General features: G+C 51.9%; 19 protein-coding genes. 5 read left to right on the top strand and 14 right to left on the bottom strand.

The window, feature by feature from the left end; translation table 11 throughout:
- Positions 1–16: 16 nt before the first annotated feature.
- Positions 17–1,447, top strand: coding sequence for a 6-phospho-beta-glucosidase (locus GC090_RS20430; RefSeq protein WP_033742371.1), 1,431 nt, complete (start codon positions 17–19; stop codon positions 1,445–1,447).
- 94 nt (positions 1,448–1,541) lie between these two features.
- On the opposite strand, the gene GC090_RS20435 is transcribed toward GC090_RS20430, so the two are convergent.
- The gene (locus GC090_RS20435; RefSeq protein ID WP_172913275.1) at positions 1,542–3,308 is read right to left on the bottom strand and encodes a sensor domain-containing phosphodiesterase; all 1,767 of its coding nucleotides are present in this window, start codon (positions 3,306–3,308) and stop codon (positions 1,542–1,544) included.
- A gap of 823 nt (positions 3,309–4,131) precedes the next feature.
- Between GC090_RS20435 and GC090_RS20440 the strand changes: the two genes are divergently transcribed.
- Complete coding sequence (locus tag GC090_RS20440; RefSeq protein WP_006122003.1) at positions 4,132–4,371, top strand: hypothetical protein; 240 nt, start codon at positions 4,132–4,134, stop codon at positions 4,369–4,371.
- Positions 4,372–4,883: 512 nt separating this feature from the next.
- Here GC090_RS20440 and GC090_RS20445 read toward each other — a convergent pair.
- Both GC090_RS20445 and GC090_RS20450 read right to left on the bottom strand, forming a co-directional pair.
- Complete coding sequence (locus GC090_RS20445; protein ID WP_324021887.1) at positions 4,884–5,654, bottom strand: DeoR/GlpR family DNA-binding transcription regulator; 771 nt, start codon at positions 5,652–5,654, stop codon at positions 4,884–4,886.
- A 448-nt stretch (positions 5,655–6,102) separates the two neighbouring features.
- Positions 6,103–7,296, bottom strand: coding sequence for a diguanylate phosphodiesterase (locus GC090_RS20450; protein ID WP_054634040.1), 1,194 nt, complete (start codon positions 7,294–7,296; stop codon positions 6,103–6,105).
- Positions 7,297–7,966: 670 nt separating this feature from the next.
- On the opposite strand from GC090_RS20450, the gene GC090_RS20455 reads away from it, so the two are divergent.
- A complete protein-coding gene (locus GC090_RS20455; protein ID WP_324021889.1) occupies positions 7,967–9,739 on the top strand; it encodes an EAL domain-containing protein in 1,773 nt (590 codons plus the stop codon).
- Between the two features lie 44 nt (positions 9,740–9,783).
- Here the strand turns inward: GC090_RS20455 and GC090_RS20460 are convergent, their stop codons facing one another.
- From GC090_RS20460 to GC090_RS20480, 5 genes are all read right to left on the bottom strand, one after another.
- Positions 9,784–10,455, bottom strand: a complete 672-nt coding sequence (locus GC090_RS20460; protein ID WP_033742365.1) for a hypothetical protein — start codon at positions 10,453–10,455, stop codon at positions 9,784–9,786.
- A 226-nt stretch (positions 10,456–10,681) separates the two neighbouring features.
- On the bottom strand, positions 10,682–11,203 hold the full coding sequence (locus GC090_RS20465) for a GrpB family protein (RefSeq protein ID WP_377776260.1): 522 nt from the start codon (positions 11,201–11,203) through the stop codon (positions 10,682–10,684).
- Positions 11,204–11,211: 8 nt separating this feature from the next.
- A complete protein-coding gene (gene rluF, locus GC090_RS20470; protein ID WP_006122011.1) occupies positions 11,212–12,084 on the bottom strand; it encodes a 23S rRNA pseudouridine(2604) synthase RluF in 873 nt (290 codons plus the stop codon).
- A 229-nt stretch (positions 12,085–12,313) separates the two neighbouring features.
- Positions 12,314–14,287, bottom strand: coding sequence for an autotransporter outer membrane beta-barrel domain-containing protein (locus GC090_RS20475; RefSeq protein WP_324021891.1), 1,974 nt, complete (start codon positions 14,285–14,287; stop codon positions 12,314–12,316).
- Between the two features lie 296 nt (positions 14,288–14,583).
- Positions 14,584–15,462 carry a MurR/RpiR family transcriptional regulator gene (locus GC090_RS20480; protein ID WP_282499089.1) on the bottom strand — a complete coding sequence of 293 codons (879 nt, stop codon included), beginning with the start codon at positions 15,460–15,462 and terminating at the stop codon, positions 14,584–14,586.
- Between the two features lie 490 nt (positions 15,463–15,952).
- Between GC090_RS20480 and GC090_RS20485 the strand changes: the two genes are divergently transcribed.
- Both GC090_RS20485 and GC090_RS20490 read left to right on the top strand, forming a co-directional pair.
- A complete protein-coding gene (locus GC090_RS20485; RefSeq protein ID WP_205959527.1) occupies positions 15,953–18,082 on the top strand; it encodes a TonB-dependent siderophore receptor in 2,130 nt (709 codons plus the stop codon).
- Positions 18,069–19,202 (top strand): ABC transporter substrate-binding protein, encoded by a 1,134-nt coding sequence (locus GC090_RS20490; protein WP_324021893.1) that lies wholly within the window; start codon positions 18,069–18,071, stop codon positions 19,200–19,202. Before GC090_RS20485 ends, GC090_RS20490 begins: the two co-directional genes overlap by 14 nt.
- Before the next feature lie 48 nt (positions 19,203–19,250).
- On the opposite strand, the gene GC090_RS20495 is transcribed toward GC090_RS20490, so the two are convergent.
- The 6 genes from GC090_RS20495 to GC090_RS20520 all read right to left on the bottom strand — a co-directional run bounded on the left by GC090_RS20495 (position 19,251) and on the right by GC090_RS20520 (position 25,669).
- Positions 19,251–20,222 (bottom strand): XdhC family protein, encoded by a 972-nt coding sequence (locus GC090_RS20495; protein WP_205952957.1) that lies wholly within the window; start codon positions 20,220–20,222, stop codon positions 19,251–19,253.
- Positions 20,219–20,788, bottom strand: coding sequence for a nucleotidyltransferase family protein (locus GC090_RS20500; protein WP_324021895.1), 570 nt, complete (start codon positions 20,786–20,788; stop codon positions 20,219–20,221). The genes GC090_RS20495 and GC090_RS20500 overlap by 4 nt, the downstream gene beginning before the upstream one ends.
- Before the next feature lie 22 nt (positions 20,789–20,810).
- A complete protein-coding gene (locus GC090_RS20505; RefSeq protein ID WP_263759385.1) occupies positions 20,811–23,150 on the bottom strand; it encodes a xanthine dehydrogenase family protein molybdopterin-binding subunit in 2,340 nt (779 codons plus the stop codon).
- The gene (locus GC090_RS20510; RefSeq protein ID WP_263759382.1) at positions 23,147–24,139 is read right to left on the bottom strand and encodes an FAD binding domain-containing protein; all 993 of its coding nucleotides are present in this window, start codon (positions 24,137–24,139) and stop codon (positions 23,147–23,149) included. The genes GC090_RS20505 and GC090_RS20510 overlap by 4 nt, the downstream gene beginning before the upstream one ends.
- Positions 24,136–24,624, bottom strand: a complete 489-nt coding sequence (locus GC090_RS20515; protein ID WP_033742349.1) for a (2Fe-2S)-binding protein — start codon at positions 24,622–24,624, stop codon at positions 24,136–24,138. The genes GC090_RS20510 and GC090_RS20515 overlap by 4 nt, the downstream gene beginning before the upstream one ends.
- A gap of 223 nt (positions 24,625–24,847) precedes the next feature.
- On the bottom strand, positions 24,848–25,669 hold the full coding sequence (locus GC090_RS20520) for a metal ABC transporter permease (protein WP_033742614.1): 822 nt from the start codon (positions 25,667–25,669) through the stop codon (positions 24,848–24,850).
- Between the last annotated feature and the right edge of the window lie 2 nt (positions 25,670–25,671).

Raw genomic sequence — 25,671 nt, forward strand, 5'->3', positions numbered from 1 at the left:
TATTAAAGAGGATGTCATGTCTGAGTCAGTATTCCCGGAAGGATTTTTATGGGGCGGTGCCCTGTCCGCAAACCAGTCAGAGGGCGCCTTTCTTGAAGGCGGGAAAGGATTAACGACCGTTGACATGTTACCGCTTGGCCCGGCACGCATGCCGGTGAAACTGGGGCAGGAAAAACGCGTCACACTGCGCGATGATGAATTTTATCCCAGCCATACCGCTATCGACTTTTATCATCGCTATCGCGAAGATATTGCGCTGATGGCAGAAATGGGATTCACCGTCTTTCGCACCTCTATCGCCTGGAGCCGACTTTTCCCTCGTGGAGATGAATTAACGCCCAACGAGCAGGGGCTGGCGTTTTACCGTGATCTGTTTACCGAATGTCGTCGCTATGGCATTGAGCCACTGGTGACGCTGTGCCATTTTGACGTGCCGATGCATCTGGTAACGGAATATGGATCGTGGCGTCATCGTAAAATGATCGCGTTTTTCGCACGCTATGCACGAAGCTGTTTTGAGGCATTCGACGGCCTTGTGAAATACTGGCTTACCTTCAATGAAATTAACATCATGCTGCATAGTCCGTTTTCAGGCGCTGGGCTGGTGTTTGAACCGGGTGAAAATACCGAGCAGGTTAAATATCAGGCCGCCCATCATGAACTGGTTGCCAGTGCGCTGGTAACGAAAATTGCTCATGAGGTCAACCCGGCCAACCAGGTAGGCTGCATGCTGGCAGGCGGCAATTTTTATCCCTGGTCAAGTAAACCCGACGATGTCTGGGCGGCACTGCAAAAGGATCGTGAAAATCTGTTTTTTATCGATGTGCAGGCACGGGGCGCCTACCCAGCGTATTCCGCGCGTCTGTTTCGAGAGAAAGGCATTGAGATCGTTATGGCGGAAGACGATGCGGAGATCCTTAAAAACACTGTCGATTTTGTTTCATTCAGTTATTACGCCTCTCGCTGCGCATCTGCTGATATGCATGACCAGAACAGCAGCGCAGCCAATGTCGTCAAATCGCTGACTAATCCGCACATCGCACGCAGTGAATGGGGTTGGGGCATTGATCCGCTTGGACTTCGCATCACCATGAATATGATGTACGACCGCTATCAGAAACCGCTGTTTTTAGTCGAGAACGGTCTGGGTGCACGTGACGAGTTAACACCAGAAGGCGAAATCATAGACGATTATCGTATCAGCTACCTGCGTGAGCATATTCGCGCCATGGCTGACGCGATTGGCGACGGTATTCCCGTACTGGGTTATACCACATGGGGCTGCATTGATTTGGTGGCGGCTTCAACCGGTGAAATGAGCAAGCGCTATGGTTTTGTCTATGTTGATCGGGACGACCACGGTAACGGGACGTTAGAAAGACGCCGGAAAAAATCGTTCTGGTGGTACAAGAAAGTCATCGCCAGCAATGGCCGCGATCTGGATTGAGTCGGTGTGCAGCCACGAGACGTGGCCAGACGCGACGGCGGTGAAGCATTTAAAGGGATAAGGCGACAGATAATACTGTCGCCTTCTGGTCCGGTTATTTTTGCAGCAGCCAGTGTTCAATCTCGCTGGCTGGCAGCGGTTTAGAAAAAAAGTAGCCCTGAATCTGGTCGCAACCATATTGCTTCAGCAGACTCAGCGTCGCTTCGGTTTCGACCCCTTCCGCCAGAACTGTATAATTCAGCTCCTTCAACATCTGAATAATGCTTCTGACAATCACTCTGGACGCCTGATCGTTGTCCATGCGGTTAATCAGAGACATATCAACTTTGATAACGTCTAAGGGAATTTCCTGTAGATAGCTGATGTTGCTGTAGCCTGTGCCAAAATCATCCAGAGAGATAACAAACCCCTCGGTTCTCAGCGCTTCCAGGCCGTTTATAGCAACATGGCTTTCTGTAATAAGTTCATTTTCAAGGCACTCCACGCCCATAAAGGACGTAGGCAAATCAGCAGCCTGCATTTTACTGGCCAAATCTGCCGCAAAGCCGGGGCGTGAAAAGTCACGTTCACTGACGTTAACTGAGACAGGAATTAACTGATATTCCTGTTTCCACGTTTTGAGTTGAACGATGACACGATCGATGACCCAGTCCGTCAGCACCGAGATCAGGTTTGTTTTTACAGCCAGGGGAACGAAATCGGCAGGGAACAGCTCGCCTCGTTCCGGGTGATGCCACCGGATCAACGCTTCCAGCCCCACGGTTTTGCCGGTTTTTAAACACACTTTGGGCTGATAAGCCAGATAAAGACCTTCGTCTTTTTTCAGCGCCTGTGCCAAATCATTCATGATCAGAAAATCATCCGTGCGGCGCGAATCATAAGCATGATCGAAGGTCATGGCACCGCAATTCTGATAAATGCATTCATGCAGTGCGCTTACCGCCTGACGAACGATTTCATTGGCATCTATCTCTCGGGAAACAAACTCTGTTTCACCTGCATAAACGTCGATATCGATCGTGATATTGTCCGCTAAATCCGCCTTCAAATTCTTGAGAACATCAATCGTGCTTTGTGCCGTGTACCCTTCAAGATAGGGCTGGATGAGGGCAAACCGACCCGGTGCGAATGAATAAAGCATATCATCGGACTCAAGTTCGAGGCGCGCACTGACCAGGCCGGCGATTTGCCGGAGCAGGTTTTCTACCGGCGCGATACCAAAGGTGCGCGAGAGTTCATAAGCATGCGGAATATCAATGCAGTCGATAAGAATAAGGCGGAAGCGTCGATCAGGATTGCTCACGGCCAGCTGCTGTATATCACGCAACAACCGCGGGCGATTAGGAAGATGCGTGATCAGGTCAGTAAAACTGGCCAGATTCCAGGCGTCCAGAAATGAGGTGACCAGCCTCGCTAACGACTTTAAGGTTTCGAGTTGCGCATCGTTAAAGGTATGGGGTTGCGTATCTGTGACACATAACGTGCCCAGAACCAACCCTTCAACATTACATAATGACACGCCCGCATAGAAGCGGATATGCGGCTCGCCTTCCACTAACGGATGGAAAGAGAACCGATTGTCTTGCAGTGTATCCTGAATGACCAGTTGGCCGTCGCCATCAATAACATGTCGACATAAGGAAACATCACGTGACGACGCTTTAAGATTAAAGTTGCGGGAAACTTTAATGTATTGATTTTTGTCGTCAATAATTGAGATAAAACTGCCCGAAATGCCGAGTGCCTGCGCGGCAAGCTGTACAAATTTTTCCAGCACCTCATCCCTGGTTACATCAGGTGACAAAAGTGCTTTAACCGCTTTAAGACGATTTTCTTCATTGCCACTTTGATTATCGTGCACAACAGCCTCCCCATGTGCGGGTGCAAAACGCAGAAAACAATTTAGCCTAATTTTAAATATTTAGCGCCACATTGACCGACAATTTATAGCAAACAAGAGGCCATGCGAGACTGTATAACATGCAAGAAAAGGTTTTAAGTCATTTTTAACCGTAAATGTCACAACGTTCTGCATTATGCCCGACACACAGGCGGCACTTTTGGTGAGGAGACGACATCGCTGTCAATGTTCAGGCACAATAATCGATCAGCTTACCCCATTAAGGGTATTGGTCCACATTAAGCGGTTTTTTCTCCCGACGCTTCATCTTGCCACAGGCTGCCTCTCTCAGTAATGAATGCGCATTCAGTTATTACCTGTTGCGCGCCTGTAAGACTGCCGTTATGAAATATTACTTAAGCTTTTCTGTCAGAGATAAGAACTTAATAATGGCAAAACATCCTGACGGCACAGACGTTAATTAAATGCAAAATGTAAAGTTATGGAAGCAAAGATTAACAAACACGGTCGGGGGCTTCGTGATGGCGCGAGGAATACAGAACAGTTCAGGCATCTTAGTGTCTGCAGACACGATAAATGTCAGCAGACTTCTGGCTGAAAGCATAAGGAAATGGACGTTAGCCCGCTATCGCCGGCTACGGTATGCTGAACAGCTTTTCTTTTCGCTTATTAAACGACGCCCTGACGGTAATGATGGGCTGACACGCTGATAATTGGTACACTTATTGCCTTGGCGGAACAATGCCAATGCTGAACTCGATTAACAGGTTAAACAACCCTGCCAGTTGGCGCCAGCAGGTCTGGGTTGCTCAGGAAATGAAGTATGCTGACTGACGATCAACTGAATTACATTCTCAGCCACCCCGACGAATTTTCAGATCAGGTTGTGGCAATGGCGAAAGAGATACGGGTTTACCGTGCTGCGTTCGCACAGCCCTATGCGATCATTGAACCATTAGGTATGACGTTTATTGGCGATGAAAATGGCGCGATGGTGTGGCATCCGAAACACTACGAAGAAGGCGATACGCCGCTCTACCTCAGACCATCAATGGAAGAATAACCGTTGTGACGCATTCATACTTACACATCTGTAAATCCCCGTCCTGGCACGCCCCCGTTCACCTTCATTCATGTCAACGCTGCGAGACTCATGTTACACACTGATACTCCCTTAGTCAGCCCTGCTCTTCACCCCGTAGCATCAACACTTCATCTATCCATGTTTAGTTTGATTTGAGACACTGCCTGGCGCTGCCATGATGCGTGTGGCGTGACCACCCGCTCTGCAGAAAGATAAGCGATTCGGTCACTTTTCATCGTCAACGCATACCGATGCCGTCCATTGTGGTTGTTGGCATCTGTCCCGGCTCTGCACTTACTGAATCACTGATGTGATGCGACAAGCGCGTGATTTAAGCGAGACCCAATCATCACAACACGCGATCACCGCTTTCAGCTGCCACCGGGCGAGTCAGAAAACACGGGTTGACCGCATTTCTCTGGGCCACATCGTTGCGGCTTCTGCGCCCATCAGTTTTTGTAAGTTGTTACTGGCAAAATAATGCAGACAACTCAGGCAGGATGAGCGATAGTCAACGCAGGCACGCTGCTGGACAGGAGCGCTTTCCTGACGTCTGCGTCCAGATTAGTGTCAGTGACAATATCCGTCAGCGCATCCAGATGAACCACATTGAAAAGAGACCAGGCACCGTATTTTGAACTGTCTGCCAGCAAAACACGTCGCCTCGCATTGATGATCAAATCGTGTTTCAGAGCCGCTTTTTCTTCCGTGGGCGATGTCACGCCTTTCGTCATATCCCATCCATTACCACTCAGGAAAGCAATGTCAGGATTGATATTGTTCAGCATCTTCCGACCGTGATCGCCAATGCAGGACTGGCTGCTTTCATCGATTCGCCCACCAATGATGGTTACTTCAATCTGCTTAAACTCGGAGAGGAACAGTGCAATATGTAAGTCATTGGTGATCACACGTAGCGGCATATGGGTAATTTGCCGGGCCAGCTCAAACATCGTCGTCCCTGCATCAAGGATTACTGCATCGCCTGCTTTGATGAAGGTGGCTGCAACGCGCGCAATAGCATGTTTTTCAGGCTGATTCCGTGACGATTTTTCCAGCGTGGTGGGCTGCGATGGAATAAAGCGGTTAAGCGTTACGCCCCCGTGCGTGCGGCTGACCACTCCTTCCTGATCGAGTTTAATCAGATCACGCCTGATAGTGGCAGGAGAAGCGCCTGTGACCGAAACAAGCTGTTCAACCGTTACCAGATTATTTCCTTTCAGGTAATTCATTATCGATTCTAAGCGACTGTTTTCTTTCATCTTCACATTGACCAGGGCGTTTTCTTTTTTTGGATCATGCAGATATGATCGCAAAGTGCGATTTTTCTGTCCAGGTAATACTGAGAAGGTGATTAACTCAGCTCACGGGTGAGTAAATACCTTTGGATTCCTTACTGCACGACTGAAATGATGGTGATCCGCTTTCCTGCGCCATGCATACTCTCATCGCGAAAGCATTCTGTTCAGCATGACTTCTCGGCGAGCGACGGCGTGTTAATGCTCTTAGATGAATATAAGGTTTCGTCCCACTTCGTCTGAAACGAGGACGGTAAAAATTTGATGTGAAAGGCGAGATGACTGATTCAGGCGTGAAGTCGGGACAGGTTGAATGCGGTATCTGGAGCACTGCTGACGCAATCAAAACGGCAGCGGTCCCTGCTGCGAGTGATACGATGTCTTTATCGTGACATATAATATTAACCGGACCTTACATCGCGCTTCGATATTCCGGCCAGGCCACCGCGTCTGAATGAAGCGCACCTGAAGGAGCAAATAAACTGCCCTGGAAATTAATCACGCCCGCTGCTTCCAGCCACATCCACTCCTCCGCTTTCACGATGCCGGCAGCAATGACCGTAATCTCTAAGGCAGAGCAACATTTTATAATGGCCTGAACCACGGCTTGTTTCGGACCACTGCGGTGAACATCGGAAGTGATACTTGAGTCAATGCGAATCCGGTCGGGCTGAATATGTGTCAATAACGAGAGCCCGGCGGAACCGGCACCAAAATTATCGACGGACAGACTGATGCCCGCAGCCTTAAGCTCCCTGACGGCAACCGAAAAAGCTTCCACGCGTGAAATAACTTCCGTTTCGCTGACACCAATGACCACCTGCTCAGGGACCAGTCCTGCAGCATTTATGGCCGCAACAATGGTCTGAACCGCATCAGGTACGACAACCAGCGTCATAGGCAGCAGACTGACATACAGCGTCATCTCGTCCGGGCAGGCCCGCCCGGCCATCCTGAACGCTGTAATCACCGCGTCAAGATCGGCATCATGTAACTGCTTTGACGAATCGCGCTGTTCAGTACGACGAAGCCGTGCGTCCGCTATCGCCTCAATCGCCGTCACTTGACGGGCAAGCGGATCGACGACGGGACGGAAAGTAATACCCGATACCGAAGGCGTCACCTTGCTGGCAGTGGTGCTTTCCGGAATGAATTCCCAGTATTCGGAGGGCAATACCTCGAAGTAATTCTCTTTCTCACGCGCCTCAACAAAGGTACGCAGGAACTGCAACGCGCGGTCAGCATAAGTTAACTGGTACTTCGACGTGCCTTTATCCAGCACCGCCTGAAGCACAGTGGAACGATCATGCTCACGTAAATCAAACAATTCCATGCCGGCATTACCGAACCGACGCGAGGGCGCATAATCACGCATCAACTCGACCAGGTTATGGTGACGTCGATCAGCACAAATGCGCTGATAAATGGCAAGCACGCCCTCTTCCGGGCCTTCCAGTAACTGGAAAAAGTGCGTGCCATTGAACAACAGAATACCGGTCACATCATGAGACGCATTCAGTATGCTGGCATCATCCACCATTCCGGGTAGCGTCTTAACAGGAACGTCATCCGAGATATGGCTGCGATAAATTATTGTGGTCAGCAAAGGGCATCTCCAACATCAACGTGAGTGTAGTCGTCAGCTTATCAGTTATTCCTTTAACATGCAGGTCTCGGTGCGCGGACTGACGCAATAATTTACATTAAATTGCATCAGGGAGGAACAGTGATGGCGCGCAAGACAAAATAACACAAAGTAAACCCGGATCGGCTTCTCATTAATTATCGTTACTTTTTCAGCGGGGAACGATTACTGCCCTGACCTCTTTTAAAAGAGATATTTTTTAACTGCTAATGAGTGCGCTTTTATTTATTTTTTAACTCTATGTTTTAAAAGGTTTTAACCCACCTGCCGGTGACCCGCGCTTCTGGGTTTGCAGATTTATCCACCTGAAGCCGGCCCGACATGCCGCACGGAGCACGTCGGGAAATGTATCGCAGCCAGAAATTTGCCTTATAAAAAAGCGTAAGCGAAAATAAAATCTTCGTCCGAGGCTCCAGGGTTTCTGTTCTTTCCTCACCTGCCGTATTAATCAATACGCATTAACTCAAAAAAATGAACGGCCTTCACCCAGGACGTAAATGGTTATTCCATGACGGTTTAGCATCGCAACGCATTAATTGTTTTCGCCTTTTATAGTGATTGGCTTTTATTTTTTAAAATCAACGTACAATTATTTTTTGCAATATCATTCAGCATATGGGCAGGAGCGGCAATGGCTCAGGAACCTGGCGACAAGGAATATCACCGCACCAGAACAACACAGTCACTGCGCTTCTCAGACAGAGGCCGGGATGAGGTGCTGAAAAAGTTTTTACGTCTGGCCTGTCAGTTAGTTGGTATTAATGGAAGTTATATCGCTGTCTTAAATGACGATAAGCATAGTGTGCGTGCCAATTACAATATCGAGCTGAGTGACACGACGCGCGACCAGGCCTTATGCCGGCATGTTGTCGAAAGTGATACGACGGTCATTGCACCCGATACCCGACTTGATCCGCGTTATGCCCATCACCCTTTGATTGTCCATGCCCCTTATATTCGCTTTTATGTCGGTACGCCGCTGAAAAACGCTCATGGACAGATACTGGGAACGCTATGCCTGACGGATACGGTGCCACGGACTTTTAGCCACCAGCAGAAACAGATCATTGAGTCACTGGCTGGATTGGTTGTTGCCTTTCTTGAAGCCTGGCATTCGGCGGCCTTTATCGAACCTGTTACCGGCATGGCCAATCGGGAACGTCTCTTTCGCGACATTCTGCATCTTGCCACGCTGAATGACACGGCACTGCGCCGTCTGGTGCTTATCGACTGTATTGATATGTCACGCGCCTACGACCTGTCCCGGTCACTGGGCATGGCGTCGCTGGAGTCCTTGCTTAAGGATGTCGCCACCCTGTTAAGGTTACGTCTTCGGCCTGCCAGTGGTGAGTCGATTTACACGATCGCGACTGGCCGCTTTGCGATTTTGACCCGTGCAGAAAGCCACGTTAGCGCAAAATGGGTTGAGGAACGGTTAAACGGGATTCATGCCGATATGGGCGACGGCCTCACTATGGCGTTGGCGACCTGTACCGCGCAGATCGACTTTATCGCCGGCCAGACCTTCCCCCAGGACGCTCTCAGACGGGCAGTCAATGCGCTGGAACGCGTGAGCGGTCCGTCCGTTCGTCTGTGTGATGCTGTTAGTGATGGAATTAAAGACGCGAGTTCCCCCGCTGATTTCACCTTAATGCGTGATCTTGCAGACGCGCTGCGGCGCAACCAGGGACTGTATCTGGTTTTCCAGCCCAACGTTTGCTTGCTCAGTGGTAAACCGGTTAGCCTCGAAGCGCAGATCCGTTGGCATCATCCCCAACGTGGAGAGCTGGCAGCCGATAACTTTACTTCACTGGCCGTTGGGACTGAGCTGGGCACAACACTCACGACCTGGCTGATTGACAGCACCATTGCCCGGCTTAAACGTCTACGTAATCATCCTATTCAGTTACCTGTCACGATCAGTATTCATGAGCGGGATGTGACAGATCGGGCGTTTGCAGAAAAGCTGGCGGAAAAAATGCTTAAGGCAACCTTACCTGTGTCAATGCTGGTCATCAAAATCGTTCAAAAAGAGCATATCATTGACAGCCCCTCAGCCATGCTGGGCCTGGAAATGCTAAGACGTATGGGATTCACAATGACATGGGAATATATCGCGAAAGGCTATCGCAAAATACGCTATCTGCGCGGGACGCCGCCTGATGTTATAAAACTGGATAAAACACTGGCCAATGAAATCCATGCAAATATTACTTCCCGACTTATCGCACACAGTATTTTTACGACGCTTAAAGAGCTCAATCTCCTTGTTTTAGCCTACAGCGATCGTCCCGCCTCTGTGGTCACCTCAGATAACAGTGAGGCTACCTATGAATATTTCAACATTAAACCCATGACAGAAACGGAACTCGATCCCTGGCTGAAATGGAAGTTACCGGGGTAAGCGTTTTCTCTCCGTTCTGTACTCATGGGCCATCCTGCTGGTATTTATTTTCTGGCCAGATGGCGTTTCGTATCACGGGCCTGGATACGCGCTTCTGTGGGTGAGGGAAACAGATAATGGTACAGATCGCGATACAGGCTCAGATGTTTCACCACGCCCTCATGAATGGTCTTGGTAATATCGTTGATTAAAAAATCGCAGGTGGTGTTGAAGTTTCCCATTTTAAAAAAGGCTTTATCAAAAACCGTAATAATGCCTTCCCATTTCATCTGATATTCATCCCTGATCGGATCATGAGTTGCAATGAACAGGCCTTTGTGGGACTTCACACCATGTTTGCCCACATAGGTGGTTTGCGAATCGTAGCCACGTTTACTCCGCCAACGGCAAAATTCATAAGGCACATCATAATGGGGCAAAATGAAGTCGGGACAGCGGAAATTCTCGTCGCTTAACAGACCATCCAGCGTCACCGTGAAATGCAAAAAATCCTGCATAAAATCGAACTGACGCGTCTTGGTTAAGGTGACATTGATGGTGAAATTGCCTGAATGCACATACCAGTAGTTAGTAAAACCGTTGACCAGAATACAAAATACCTGCCAGTCGCTAAGCCGCCGGTCACCGGCTAATCCTCTGAAACGACTTATCATTAGCCTTGCTTTGGGATGCTGATACGCTTTGAACAACGGATCATTCATACCTTTCAGTAACATCAGGCCCACTCCTTTGTAATTTAGCGTATCCTGCCATGCCATTTTACTACTGAAAAGGTGCCGTCATCTGATTATGCGACGTTGCGCTTTCCTTTTGGGCACCCTCTTACTTATCGTTCTGTGATGCCGTCTGTAGCCATAAGCATCAGGCTGCATCATTGAATGTGCAGACAAGGCAAGGCTAAATTTTGCAAAAGGAAAATAAAGACGCGTTCAGAGAGATAATTCAGAAGGGATAGAGGGCTAGTGCGCGTTGCTGATGGGTCTGAACAAACGCATTTTTTAATTCACAGTAAACGTTACTCTCCCCCCGGCAGTCACGTTGCGCGGCGTATTTCACTGCCGCATAGCTGTCGCGGATGTCTGGATATTTTCGTAAATAATCCCGAAACGCCAGATGCCGGATGATATCTGGACTGCCCTGGATAAAAGCATGGACGTGATGCGTACGGCGGCCCTGAAGGCCCTTGGTATAATAGCGTCTTCCTGACATACCGTTTTCGCCACGCGCCTGATAGCCAGAGGCGCACAACGCTGACGTAATGTCAGACGAATCATGAGTAATCACTTCCAGCAAAATATCGATGATCGGTTTGGCCGCTAATCCTGGCACCGCAGTGCTACCAATATGATGAATAGCGACAAGGTGTTTACCCAATCTCGCCGCTAACACAGCCGCCTCAGCAGAGAAATGATTCGCCCATTCAGGGCAATACTCACTCACGATTATCTGACGCCCGTTTATCATTTCGCTTTTTAGCGCCCTTTTTTCTTGCGACCCGGCTGCGTAAATCGCTTGCGTGAAGCGGGCTTATCATCAGCTTTTACGCCCGATTTAGGTTGGCTATTCCCTGGTTTTTTTGCAGGAGATTTTTTCTGCGGCGTCTTTTTTGCCGATTTGTCATCAGAAGTGGAATTTTCGAGCAGCTTAAACAGTTCGATTAATTCATCATCCGTCAGATCGCGCCATTCACCCAAAGGAATACCTTTGAGATTTACATTCATAATGCGCGTGCGTTCCAGTTTGGTGACTTCATACCCAAAGTGTTTGCACATACGACGGATCTGCCGATTAAGCCCCTGTACCAGCGTAATACGAAACACGTAGGGTGCTTCTTTCTTCACTTTGCACTTTTTGGTTACCGTGCCCAACATGGGAACGCCGGCTGCCATACCGGCAATAAATTCATCGGTAACGGGCTTATCAACAGTGACGACATATTCTTTTTCGTGGTTATTGCCTGCACGCAAAATTTTATTGACCAGATCGCCATGATTGGTCAGGAAAATAAGTCCCTGCGAATCTTTATCGAGACGACCGATGGGAAAAACGCGTTTACTGTGATTAACAAAATCACTGATGTTATCGCGTTCGCCCTCTTCCATTGTGGTGATAATGCCTGTGGGTTTATTCAGCGCAATCAGCACCAAATCATCTTCATCACGAGGCTCAATCAGCTGACCATTCACTTTTACGACATCGCCAGCAAAAACCTGGGCACCAACGGCTGCGCGTTTACCATTGATGAAAACGTTGCCCTGTTCGATAAAGCGATCGGCATCGCGGCGAGAGCAGATTCCGCTCTCACTGATGTATTTATTGAGTCGTGTTGATGAATGCGTCAGCATGGTTCCTCCAAAAACGCGCACTATACCTTACCCGCTCTCGCTTGCGAAGCAGAAGGCATTAAACTTTTGGCCCCTTCATCGGCCAGTAAAATCAGGCCATATCCTCTGCGTTTTGAACCTGAAAGTGCAGGCAGACGACGTGACACATCAGTCTCGTCCCGCGCCTTTTTCGATGGCGCTGACCCGGGTCTGATCGATGCGACGCCCATAGGTCTGCACCGGGCAGGTGCTAAAACCGCGCGCTCATGCCAAGGTTCCAGGTGACCTCATGATAATCACGCGCGCCCGCCACCGTCGACACAGCGGCAAAAGCGCTAACCGCATCGCCGATGGGGACATTGGCCCCTACAGCTATATCCGTCCAGTCTTTATCCTGATTCGAACGGCTTTGTCGGAAAGCCGTTCGTGTCGATTTCAGACCTGCACTCACCGATGTATCCGTGTCGCCAAACTGATGGTTATAACTGACCTGTGCCCAGGGATTGATTCCTAATCCCTGGGTATCAATGCGCCACCCCACTGCGCCAGTTTGTGAATGCCGTGTTTGATCGGAGAAACGCATCGCACTGCTGCTGTCGCCGCGTTCCTGATAACCGTCGGCCCGCACATAATCCAGCGCATAGCTGACAACAGGCCCCGTGGTAATCGTCTCGTTTAAGGGAAAATCCCAACCAGTTTGAACCCGCGTGCCCATCAGCTTTCCACTACTGCTGCCCTGTTCAGTGCGGACCGCAGGGCCAAGTTTTATCTGACGTTCAATGCTGTCGTAATCCAGATCCGCATAATGGATATCGGCGTTGACCCACAGTCTGTCCATCAGTTGTAGCTGGCTCCAGAGTGCCACCATGTTGCCGTGCAGCCGGTAATCATAACGTTCAGAGGGATGCTGTCGTTGGCTGGCCGTTGACAGCAACGCCCCTGCCTGCAGGTTGTCGGTCAGCTGATAACCCATGCCGGCTGACAGGTTTGCGGTATCTGTGTCGCCATCATTAAAAACATCACGTTTGTTGCGCGCGTGCTGACCGGCGTAACCGCCAAACACGGTGAATTCTCCGGCTTCAGCGGGTTGCCTGCGCTGCTGCTGGAAATGACTGTCCAGCGTGTTATGCACATCCTGCAGCATCGACAGCGGTGCCTGCGTCAGTACCGCGACCTGGGCTGGTGCATCCAGGATTGACTGAATGTAGTCAGCAATCAGGGCATGCACCGCAGGGCTGGGATGAAGACGATCGGCAAACAAAAAAGTCTGTAGCGATGAGAAACCCGCTGTCGACGAAGTACAGACGGCGGAAGAGGTGCCCGGTGGACAGGCCATGCCTGCGGTGTTAGTAAGACCATAAAGCGCCGGACTGGCGATCACTTCATTAAAAAGCCCATTAATATCGACCCGAACAATATTCCCCTGTGCAGCCGCCAGCGCGTTTTCTTCCTGCTGATTGTAACGGGCCGTCAGAGAAGCCGCCTGATCGCTTAACTGCTGCCAGGTGGCGAACAGCTGTTGTGCGATCAGGTCACGAACCGCCGGTATGGCAGAGAGCTGCGCAGCGGCCTGACCGAAAGCCGTCTGGATAGCCTGCTGCCGTTCCGCCGTAGTGAACATGGTCGCCGCGTTCAGTGACTGAAACGCCGCCGCCACCGCTGCGGAACCGGCCCCCTGAAGTATTCCTTCTATCAGGGCAGGCGTCGCACCGACATTCGGCACGGTTGGCACTATCACCGTACCAGCGCCCGCATTCAGTAACGCGCTGACCTGGCTGGCGGCCGCACCGGCGCTGTTGTCAACCAGAGAAAGCGCCAGCGAGGGGCTGGGAATGAGCGTGGCAGCGGCCAGGTCATTCCCGCCGATCCAGTGAATATAGAGCCCGTTGGAATCGGCCCGGCCATTCGTTGACGACAGATAGCGGGCAACCTGATCCTGGGTATTAAACTGCGGATTGAGAGCGGGCACCGCCACAGCACCGCCTGCCGCGTAATTACTCCCGCCCTGAGAGGACGGCTGCAGCATCAGTCCCGCGTCAAGGGCGATGATTTCATCATAGAGTGGATGACTGGCAGAATCGTAGGTAAAACGGCCGACGTTGCCTGTATCACTCAGGCTGTCGCCAAATACGGTAAGACTGTCCCAGGCCATCACCGCTGGTGGGCTTACCAGGATGGCAAGCGCGACGAACGACACAGGAAACCATGCACGATTTTTCTTCATGACCAGCTCCGTTCAGGGAAATAACAAGGATGGATAAATCAAAGAACAGCAAATAAACATCACGGCTGAGTAATAGCCGCAGATTGAAGAACGCTCCAGACGAAAGCTGACGTGAGTTCGCAAAAACGAAAAATTTTTAAGCCATTCCGAAAAGTGTCAGCCACTTTTGCAAACCCGATCACGCCAGGTATTGAGGAAACACATCCAGGCGATGCAGGGTGAGCGAAAGCGTTAAGCTGCGCCAGCCATGTACTGGCTCAACTCTCCTCTTGTCGTGTGACATCTGAACGAAGGATTTATTTTTTTATGGCAGGCTTAAGACCACGGTAGAAATCCTGTAGCCGTTTCATGGTCTTAGTCGTACGATCTGGCAGGGAAGCGGCCACCGAGAGAATCAACATTTCAAGGCAAACCATCACTGTGCCGTGTAACGGGATGCGCCCTTTTTCCCCGCCGCGTGGCACGTCAATAACCACATCCGCTTCCCGGGCAAAGAAGGCGTCGGTCGCATGGGTGAGAAGAATTATCGGAATGCCCAGCCTTTTGGCCTCACGCACCACTGTTGTTCCTTCGCGATGTGCCGACTTTTGTGCCATCATGATCAGCACATCGCCCCGTTGCAGCGCCAGCATCTGTTCCGCCAGCGCAATACCTGAACGGTTAAGTGAGAAGGCTGGCAAACCGATGCGATTTAACAGGCGGACGGTGTAGTCAGCCAGAATACCCGAGGCGTTAATCCCGAAAACGGCCACCTGGCGGGCTTCACTCAGTAACCCCGTCGCTTCGGCCAGCGCCTGGCGGTTTTGCTCAGAGGCCAGTACCTGACACGCATGGAGATGCCCCTGCAATACGAAGTCTATCGACGACGAAACATCATGCGTCATAGCATTGACGGTGCTCAGCATTTTCTCTTCTGAAGAGAGGCCGGGACCAAACCAGGCCTGAAGGACGTTTTTCAAATCGCGCAGTCCTGAAAAACCCAGTGCCTGAATGGCGCGAATCACGGTCGCATCCGATGTGTTGTTCGCGCGGGCGATATCCATGGCAGTGCTGTCCAGAACCGTTTCCCGGTTGGTGTGAAGATAATGTGCAACAGCCAGCAGGCGGGGTGAGAGTTGCTGTTCCCGCGAACGCAAACGCTCGCCCAATATATCTGTACGACTTCTGGCCTGCATCAAGGAAGCCTGTCCCGCTGATTACTGTTAAAAACACCGATGAGATGAAACACTCTCACGCCCCCGTTAAATCCTGAACGATAATGTGTGAACCTGACAGGGTAATCCCCTTCGACGATACTGTTCTTGCTTCGCCTGCGCTAAGCATGTCTCGCCCGGCTGTAGTCAGCAAGCCTTTTCTCCCTCACGAACAGCAAGGTTATGCTTCTTCACCTGGATACACTTCGCCAGAATAAGTTTTTTAATTCATGAAAATTAATGAGTTAACAATATAAAAACAGTTAAATCATCGTTAATACACTCTCCTGGAAATGTAGTAAAAATAAATGTTTTTATATTTACTACTACACCCCTCAATGATTGAATGATTCTCAATTACAAAACAGCCTACCAGGACGGACGCAAAAACCTCCGCCTGAAGGCGAAAAACCCCCACATTTAACGTGGCCTTTACGTTTATTTTGTTTTTGATGATCAGCGAAAAAATATAATGAAAACACGTCCAGGCGAGAGTAAGAACCTCAGATTTCAGCAGGCTTTAATAGTGGCGATCTGTTCCAGCGCCTGGCTTCCGGCCGGTAACAGCCTTGCCGCCACCGGGGATGATACCGTCACCGTCACCAGCGATGCTGACCGTGAAGAGGGCTATGCAGCCACCACCAGCAGCGTTGGCAGTAAAATGCCGACGGCGCGTCTCGACGAGGCTCAGTCTGTCAGTACCGTGACACAACAGCAGCTTGATGATTATCAGGTCAGCAATCTGAGCGATGCGATGCGCTTCGTCAGTGGTGTTGCGGAAGCCAACACGTTGGCAGGAACAGAGGACGGTTTCGTTCGCCGTGGCTTCGGTAGCAATTCTGATGGCTCGATATATCGCGATGGTATACGAAGCAGCCAGGGGTTAAATCTGGATGCGACCACGGAGCGGGTTGAGGTACTCAAGGGATCGGCATCTCTGCTCTATGGCATTCAAAATCCAGGCGGTATCATCAATGTCATCAGCAAAAAACCACGCTATTCATGGCAGTCTTCCGTCAGTGGGCGCTACGCAAGTGAAGGTGGTGGAGCCGGTACGCTCGATGTCACCGGCCCGCTGGGTAATGGTTTTGCTTTCAGGCTCATCGCAGAGAAGCAGCGTCAGGATTACTGGCGCAATTTTGGCAGTGATGCGCATTCTCTGCTCGCACCGTCATTGCAATGGTACGGTGAGAAAGCCAGCCTGTTGGTCAGCTACAGCGACTATCGTTATGACATTCCTTACGATCGCGGTACCGCTTTTATTAATGGCGCACCACTCGATGTCGGTTACAAACAGCGACTGGATGACAAAGCGAATCATGCCTGGGGACGTAATCAGGCACTGAACGCGCATTACGACTGGCAGTTCAACGACAGCTGGAGCACGCGCCTGACGCTTGGCTGGAATCAGCGCCGTTATGACAATAACGAAGTTCGGGTCACGGCGATTAATCCTGCTACCGGCGTGGTTACCCGACGCGCCGATGCCAATCGCGGATTTAATCAGCAAACCAAATATCTGTCATGGGACGTCCTGGGGAATCCGGAGATATTCGGCATGGCGCATGCGCTGGTCTTCGGTACGGATTATGAAATGAACCAGACGTACCGGGCGCACCAGTATCAGGGCAAAAATGACCGCCGCTTTAACTACCTCAACCCCACTTATGACCTGCTGTCACCGGTAACCGACAGCACAACCGAAAATACGGCAAATGCTAACAACCTTAACCGTATCCACAGCCGTTCGGTTTATTTAAAAGACAGTATTTCGCTTACTCCAGACTGGATTGCGGTCATTGGCGGACGTTATCAACATTACGAACAACGCGCGTCAAAAGGATTTAATCCGGTCGTTGAAACGCTGAATGATGAGGGAAATACCTTCCTGCCACAAACCGGGCTGATTTATAAAATCACACCGGATGTTTCGCTCTATGCCAGCATGAGTAAATCGTTCACCCCATCGACGGATGTCGACGATGAAGGAAACGTCAGTAAGCCTGAGCAGGGCACCACCTGGGAGGTTGGCAGCAAATGGCAACTTTCTCCGCGCCTCTTCGCCTCGCTGGCGCTGTACAGAATCGATGAAAAGCGAATGACACTGAACATCAACGGTACTAACCGTCCGATCAACAAGGCGCGCTCGCAGGGCGTTGAGGTTGAGCTTAATGGTGAAGTGGTCCAGGACTGGGATGTCAGTGCCAGTTACAGCTATGACAACGCTGAAATTGTCGATGACCGGATTAACCCGGCGAATAATGGCAATCGCTTACAGAACGCACCAGAGCAGTCCGGTGCGCTTTACCTGAGCCATAATCTGATCGTCAGCAACGTGCCCGGTGATTTTCGTGTCGGCGGCGGCGCCCGCTATGTTGGCAGTCGTGCTGGCGATCCTGACAACAGTTTTACCTTACCGGATTATGTCGTAGCGGACAGCTTTATTGCCTGGAACAACGCGTTGCTGGGCAAGAAAACACAGATACGACTGAATCTGAATAACCTGTTTAATAAACACTATTACACGTCGAGCGGCGGAAACCTGCGCGTACGTGAAGGTGAAACCCGCAACCTGATGGTACAAGCCCGTGTTGAATTCTGATTCCTGTAAACGCAGCCTGCTACGAACGCTCCTGCTGTTGGCTTTGACCTTCAGTAGCCTGGGCTGGGGCAAAACCATCACCGATATCAACGGCGATAAGGTCACCGTTCCCGATCATCCTGTGCGTATTGTGCTGGGCGAAAGCCGGATGCTTTACACCTACGCACTGCTGGAGCCCGGCAACCCTTTCAAAAGGCTGGTCGGCTGGCCCGAGGATCTGAAAAAGTACGATCGTCAGACATGGGATATTTTCGCGCGTCAGTTTCCTGAGATGCAGCATATCGCGTCATTAGGTCAGGAGGGATCAAATGACATCAACCCTGAGAAGGTGATCGCATTACAACCCGATGTGGTAATTTTGCCGGCACTGGCGCGCAGCAGTGAGGCCGGACAACGGCTGGAGCGCGTCCTGAAATCCGCGCATATCCCGGTCGTGAAAATCGACCTGCGGGTGCATCTTCTTGAAAATACGACCCGCAGCGTAGCCATTCTGGGAGAGGTGCTCGATCAGGGTGAGCGAGCCTCGGCTTTTAATGCGTTTTATCAGCAACATATGCAGACCCTTGCGCAGCGCCTCGCTCAGTTTCGCGGGAAGAAGCCCACCGTACTTCTGCAGTTGCATCTGGGACGTCGAAATGAATGCTGTGTGACGTCGGTAAACGGCAGCCTTGGTGAGATACTGGCGTTTGCCGGCGGCGAAAACATTGCCAGCAAAACGGTTTCCGGCGTTTTCGGCCGGTTGAATGAAGAAACGGTGATTGCGTCACATCCGGATTTCTATTTTGCAACGGGCAGCGGCGATCGTAATGATACGTCCGATCTGCGTATTGGCCCTGCCATCACGCAGGCTGAAACGCGCGCCTCGCTGCGGCAACTGGCCGCGCAACAAACGGGCCTGAAGTCGTTGCGTGCGTTGCAGGACGGCCACGCGGCGGCCCTGTGGCATAATTTTTACCTCAGCCCCTGGCACGTTGTCGCGGCAGAATTTTTTGCCAAAACGCTTCATCCCGCGCTCTTTAACGATATTGATCCTGAAAAAACGCTGCGCCAGCTGTTTACTGATTTTCTGCCGGTTCCGTATTCCGGCACCTATTTCTGTCAGCTGACACCCAATACCTGATCACGGATTGTCCGGCGGCGTAATGGTGACGCCGGACAACGCAACGTCTTAACAGTGATTTTTTACCCGTACGATGTCGGCCATGACAGACAGCGCGATTTCCGCGGGGGTTTTACTTCCGATAGCCAGACCAACAGGCGCAATGATCCGTGCGAGCTCATCGTTATCCAACCCTGCAATGGTCTGTAAACGCGACTTGCGCCTGGCCGTATTTTTAGCCGACCCCATAATGCCAATGTAAAACGCATGAGTGTTGACCGCTTCCATCATGGTTAGCTCATCTATGCGCGGATCGTGGGTTAATGAGACGATGGCTACCGCAGCATGCGCACCGTTGAGCTCCAGCCAGCGCGCGGGATGCTGAGGGACGATCGTAATCGTATCCTGGCCCGTAAAATGACCTTCCAGCTCACTTAACATCTCTGAGCGATGCTCACATACCCGAACATGAAAGCCCAGGATTTGTGCCAGCCGGATGCACTCAAAGGCCACGGTAGAGTAACCTGCCACCAGCAATTCCGGGACGGCACCAACCGGTAACACGACCTCTGGATGCTGATAACGAAGCACCGGCAGCGCCGCCGTCATCGCCATAGTTTGCCAGGTGGCACGTTTGCTCACAGTGACCGTTTTGAGCAGTCGTGTTTTGCCACGCAACGCCTGATGCATCGCTTGTAACATCTGGCCGCTGTCGTTATCGGCAACCAAATATTCCACCAGCACGTCGAGGCTACCGCCACAGGGCAACTGCACCTGCGTTTGCCTTCCGCCTTCACCATAACGGACAACCTGACTGTGGGTGCGGTAATGCCCCTCAGCCAGCCGTGCCAGAAAGTCTTCTTCTATACAGCCGCCGGAAAGCGAGCCGCATCCTTCCCCACTGTCACTGATCACCATCATCGTGCCAGGTGCGCGCGGTGAAGAGCCCCAGGTCTGCAACACAGTGCACAGCCAGACGGCCCGTCCCGCATGATGCCAGCCTAATGCCGTTTCAATCACTCGTTGATCTAACGTCATCATGGGCTGCACCTCATTCGCCGTAAATCATCCGGATAATCAACATCCTCCAGGCAACCGCGATCCCGAAGTGGCACGTAATGTACAGGATGATGTTGTAACAGTTGCTGCGCACCAGTATCACCGGTCAGCTGGCGCAGCGCGGGGAAAAAAGCGGCCGAAAAACCCACAGGATGACCAGCACGGTCGTCAACCCAGGGACGCACCAGCGGATACGTGGTTAACGCCCTGTTTACCGCCCTGTAGCTTGCAGCGGTAAGCCACGGCATATCGCCCAGCGCCACGATCACGCCATCATAATCCGTGCACGCGCTGACGCCCGCCGCTATCGACTCGCCCAGCCCTGCGCTGGCACACAACACCCGCACCGCATCACCTAGCAGAGAATGAATGGCCACGTCTTCGGGACGCGATACCACGACCACCTCCATTCCGCTCGCCCTCGCCTGGTCAAGCGTATGTTTCAGCACGGCTTTGCCATTCAACGCCGTCAGTAGCTTATGTTCGCCACTGGCATGCCGAAACCGGCGGCCCATCCCTGCCGCCGTTAATACAATGGCCGTTTTCATCTCAGCGCGTTCCTTCGCATGTTTAGAGAATCTTATCCAGCGTGATGGGCAGATCGCGGACCCGCTTGCCCGTAGCATGGTAAACCGCGTTACTGATCGCGGCCGCCACGCCCACGATGCCCAGTTCACCCACCGTTTTGCCGCCCATCCGGGTCGCTTTATAATCCGGCAGGCCAACATCAATCGTGGTAATCGCCGGGATATCCGCGTTCACGGGAATCAGATAATCGGCAAGATTGTTGTTCAGCACTCTGCCGTTGCGCGGATCGATAATGCCTTCCTCAAGCAAGGCCTGTCCCACGCCCATAATCATGCCGCCAACCCACTGACTGCGAGCCAGTTTGGGGTTATAGAGCCGGCCGCTGTCAAACGCCGCGACCATACGTTTAATCCGGATGGTGCCAAAGTCCTCGTCCACTCTCACTTCGACAAACTGTGCACTCCAGCTGTGTGCGGAGACGTCTTCCGGGCGGCTCATTTCACCCAGGCTACCGGTCACACTGTCCCGTTCCTCGGCAGACATATCCGCTGAGAACGTGCCGCCTTCGACGCACAGCACGGATGCGTTCGTCAGGCTGACCAGTGCACCAAAAGAAACAGTCTGAGAAGGGTTAGCGGTAACACAAATCGCCCCGTTCGCCAGGCTGAGTTCATGCGGAGGGATGCCTTTCAGAGGCGAGCCCGTTAATTCGCTTGCGAGCGTGACTAAGCGCGCGCGCATTTTTTTGGCGGTGTCATCAACCGCAGCCGTCAGGTTTCCTGCCAGCTGAGAGCCCCCCGCAACGCCGGCTCGTGGCAGTTGCGTATCGCCCAGTTCAACTTCAATGCAGTGTGAATCCACCCCTAAGATATCAGCGGCGGTTTGCGCCAGAATCGTGTACGTCCCGGTGCCGATGTCAGCTCCCGCGCACTGCACAACAATCTGCCCCTGAGAGGAAAGCAGGATTTTTGCCTCAGCCGGCATGGTATTAACCGGATACGTGCCCGATGCCATGCCCCAGCCAATTAATTCACGCCCTTCGCGCATCGAACGAGGCGCCATAATGCGTTTATCCCAACCGAAGGCTTCCGCCCCTTTTTCATAGGCTTCTTTCAGACGACGTGAACTCCAGGGCAACCCCAACTGATAATCGTGATCTGCCCAGTTGCGTAAGCGAAAGGCCAGCGGATCGAGATTTAGCGCATAAGCCATTTCATCCATCGCCACCTCAAGCCCGAATGCACTGGGATTCTCACCCGGTGCGCGCATCCAGCCTGGCGTGACGGTATTGATGGGCCTGACCTGGTGCTGCGCCGAGAGATTTTCAATGGCGTACATGCGCCCCGTCACCTTACTGCAGTTTTCAGCGAAGACATCAATCAGTGACGTTTCACTGAAGCTGCGCAAAATCACCGACTGAATTTTCCCGTCGCGTGTCGCTCCCATCTCCAGCTGCTGTGAGGTGGCAGGACGCCCCCCCAAGCCGGTGAAGGTTTGTGGCCGCGTCAGTGACACCCGAACCGGACGATTAAGCGCGCGCGAGGCCACGCAGGCCAGCGCTACGTGCGTATAAGGCACCGGCTTAGAGCCAAAACCTCCCCCCACATAAGGCGAGATGACGTGAACATCTTTTGGCGAGATCCCCATCCATTCGGCGATTTCAACCTGCGCCCCTGCCACCCACTGGCTGGGTTCCCAGACGGTTATGCGGCCCTGCTCCCAGTGTGCAATACAGGCATGGGGCTCCATCGGCATGTTATATTCGCGTGGCGTGGTATAACGCTGATTAATCCGCACGTCTGCACGTTCCATGGCGGCCTGAGCCTCACCTAAATCGATGTCCTGCTTTGTAGTCGGCTTAGGCTCCACCCCTTCATCCGTCGCCGAGATCAGAGCAGGCGTCGTCTCATAGTGGATATCGACCAGGGAAGCGGCATAAGTTGCCTGTTCAAATGTCTCTGCTACGACCAGGCCAATGTTCTGACCATTGTGAATAATCACATCGTCCTGAATGGGCGTATAGGTTGTCTGCGCCGCACCGCCATCAGCAATAGCCGTCGGCTTATTGATTCTGAGTGAATTAAGATGTGTATAAACGGCAATCACACCTGTCGCACGTTCCGCTTTGGCCGTATCGATATGTGAGATGCGGCCACTGGCAATTGTCGATTGCAGGACGACGCCATGCAGCACGCGGTCGGGCTTATGCTCTACAGCATAACGGGCTTTTCCCGTGACTTTGACCTTGCCCTCACCGCGGGTTCGCGGTGTGCCAAGACCGGAAGGGCTGGCAGCGGCGCGACGGTGAGGATTGACGCTTTGCTTATCCGCGGACAGCACATCGTTGTCGGACCGCGCCAGGCCGTTGTTATGTTTTGTCATGCCTGCTCCCCCGCAGCCAGCAGCGCGCGGGCAATCACGCGCGGCGTTAACGTTATTTTGTAAGCGTTGTGCGCCAGCGCGCGCGTTTCCTGAGTGATTAATTCTGCGGCCTTATACAGGCTTTGTTCCTCAAACCGTTGTCCGGTTAACGCATGCTCCACATGACGGGCACGCCAGGGCTTGGTTGCGACACCACCTAACGCGATATGAACGGTCTCTATCCGTCCCTGCGCAAGCGTTAATCCCACGGCCGCACTCGCGCTGGCGAATTCGTAAGAAGTCCGATCGCGTACTTTCAGGTAATGGGACTGTTTTAATGCTAAGGAACGGGGAATCTCGATGGCGACGATAATTTCATCGGGTTGTAAGGCGTGCTCATGCTGCGGCGTCTCGCCGGGCAACAGAAAAAAGTCGTCAACCGGAATGCGCCGCGTATCCTGATGGCTGTTTTGGACAATAATCGTCGCGTCAAAGGCCGTCAGCGCGACGGCCAGATCACCAGGATAGACCGCCACACATTGTTCACTGCCGCCCAGAATAGCGTGACTCGCATTGATGCCGTGCAGCGCTGCACATCCTGAGCCCGGCGTGCGTTTATTGCAGGCGGAAAAGGTGGCCGGATCGCGGTAATAGGCGCAACGGGTACGCTGGCAGAGATTGCCGCCGATGGTTGCCATATTGCGGATTTGAGGCGACGCCGCCTGCCACAGACTGCCATACAGCGCGGGGGCCAGGGCCTCACAATCAGGATGACTGGCCAGTTCACTCATGGTGACCAGCGCCCCAATGGTGATTTTATCGTCGCCGAATTCGAGCGTTGACAGATCCGACAAGCCGGCAATATCGGTGAGGAGTGAGGGAGTCAGTACGCCACATTTCATCAAATCAAGTTGCGTCGTTCCACCCGCGATAAGCTGATTGTCAGCGTGCTGTTTAGCGCCTGCTGCATCCGTTACTGACCGGGCAACCTGCCAGCGAAATTCGTTCATCGTACGTCCTCCGCCATTTCAGCTGCAGCCTGCTTTATCGCATCAATGATAAAAGGATACGCGCCACATCGGCAGAGATTACCGCTCATGTATTCACGAATCTCGTCGTCTGAGCCTGTATGACCTTCTTTAATACAGGCGACCGCAGACATAATCTGCCCGGGCGTGCAGTAGCCGCACTGAAAACCGTCATGTTCAATAAAACAGCGCTGTACCGGGTGCAGCTCACCCGATGCCTGTTCCAGACCTTCAATCGTGGTGACGGCTTTTTCTTGCGTCTGAACAGCCAGCGTCAGGCAACTCAGGACACGCTGACCGTTCACCAGCACTGTACAGGCGCCGCACTGGCCCTGATCGCATCCTTTTTTAGTGCCGGTCAGATCAAGATGATCGCGCAGTGCATCTAATAATGTGACGCGAGGATCGACCGTTAACTGCCGGGTCTCACCATTGACCTGCATCGTGAGTGGTATTTTTTCTGACATTATCTGTTTCCCATGGTTGCAGGGCCGGTTACGTGATGTGAGGCTTATCGCTAACGGGCGAAATTAAAAACGTGAAGCGCGGATAACCCTGATGTTTACATGCGTATGTCCGTCATTAGGTTTAGCACTTATTTTTCGGGTCGGAGATAAAAACGAGAAGAATGTCTGCTGTGCTTGACGCTGACCGTCCAGACAAGGGTGACGGTCAGCGAAACAGCGAAGATTAATGGGCAGGTAAACGTGGGCCTTTAACGTGCGCGATCAACAAACTGATCATAAAAACGAAAGCGAATAAGACAACGATGGTCGGTGCTGGGGCACTGTCGATAAAAAATGACAAATATACACCGCTGAGCGATACCATTACGGAAATGAGAGCGGCCAGAATCAACGCATGTGAAAAACGACGTGTCAGTAAGACAGCAATCGCGCCGGGCGCAATCAACAAAGAAATGGAAAGAATGATGCCCACCGCTTTTAACGTCGCCACAATCGTCAGAGAAACCATGGCTAACAAGCCATAATGCAGCCAGCGCACCGCCAGGCCACAAGCCCGCGCCTGCTGGACATCGAAACTGAATACCATCAGGTCACGCCATTTCAGGATAACAAGTATTACCACTGTCGCAGCCATCGCCCCTGTCTGAATAATGTCATCACGGCTGATTCCCAGCATATCGCCAAAGAGAATATGGTCGAGATGAATCGCGGGTTTTAACGCAACAAACATAATCAGGCCGGTGGCAAACATGCCCGAAAAAACAATCCCCAGTACCGTATCCTGTTTGATTCTGCTGTTATCTTTAAGATAGCCGCTGGCAATCGCGCAGAAAAAACCCGCGCTGAAAGCGCCTGTGGCAAGCGGTAATGACAGCATCCATGCCAGCACAACACCGGGAAACACGGCATGGCTCATGGCATCCCCCATCAGCGCCCACCCTTTCAGAACCAGAAAGACAGACAACAGCGCACAGGGAATAGCAACGATACAGGCAATTAACAGGGCGTGGTTCATAAAACCAAACTGAAAAGGTTCAAGCCACATCA

Origin of the sequence: Pantoea sp. JZ29 (assembly GCF_035190385.1) — a bacterium.
Lineage (GTDB): Bacteria > Pseudomonadota > Gammaproteobacteria > Enterobacterales > Enterobacteriaceae > Pantoea > Pantoea stewartii.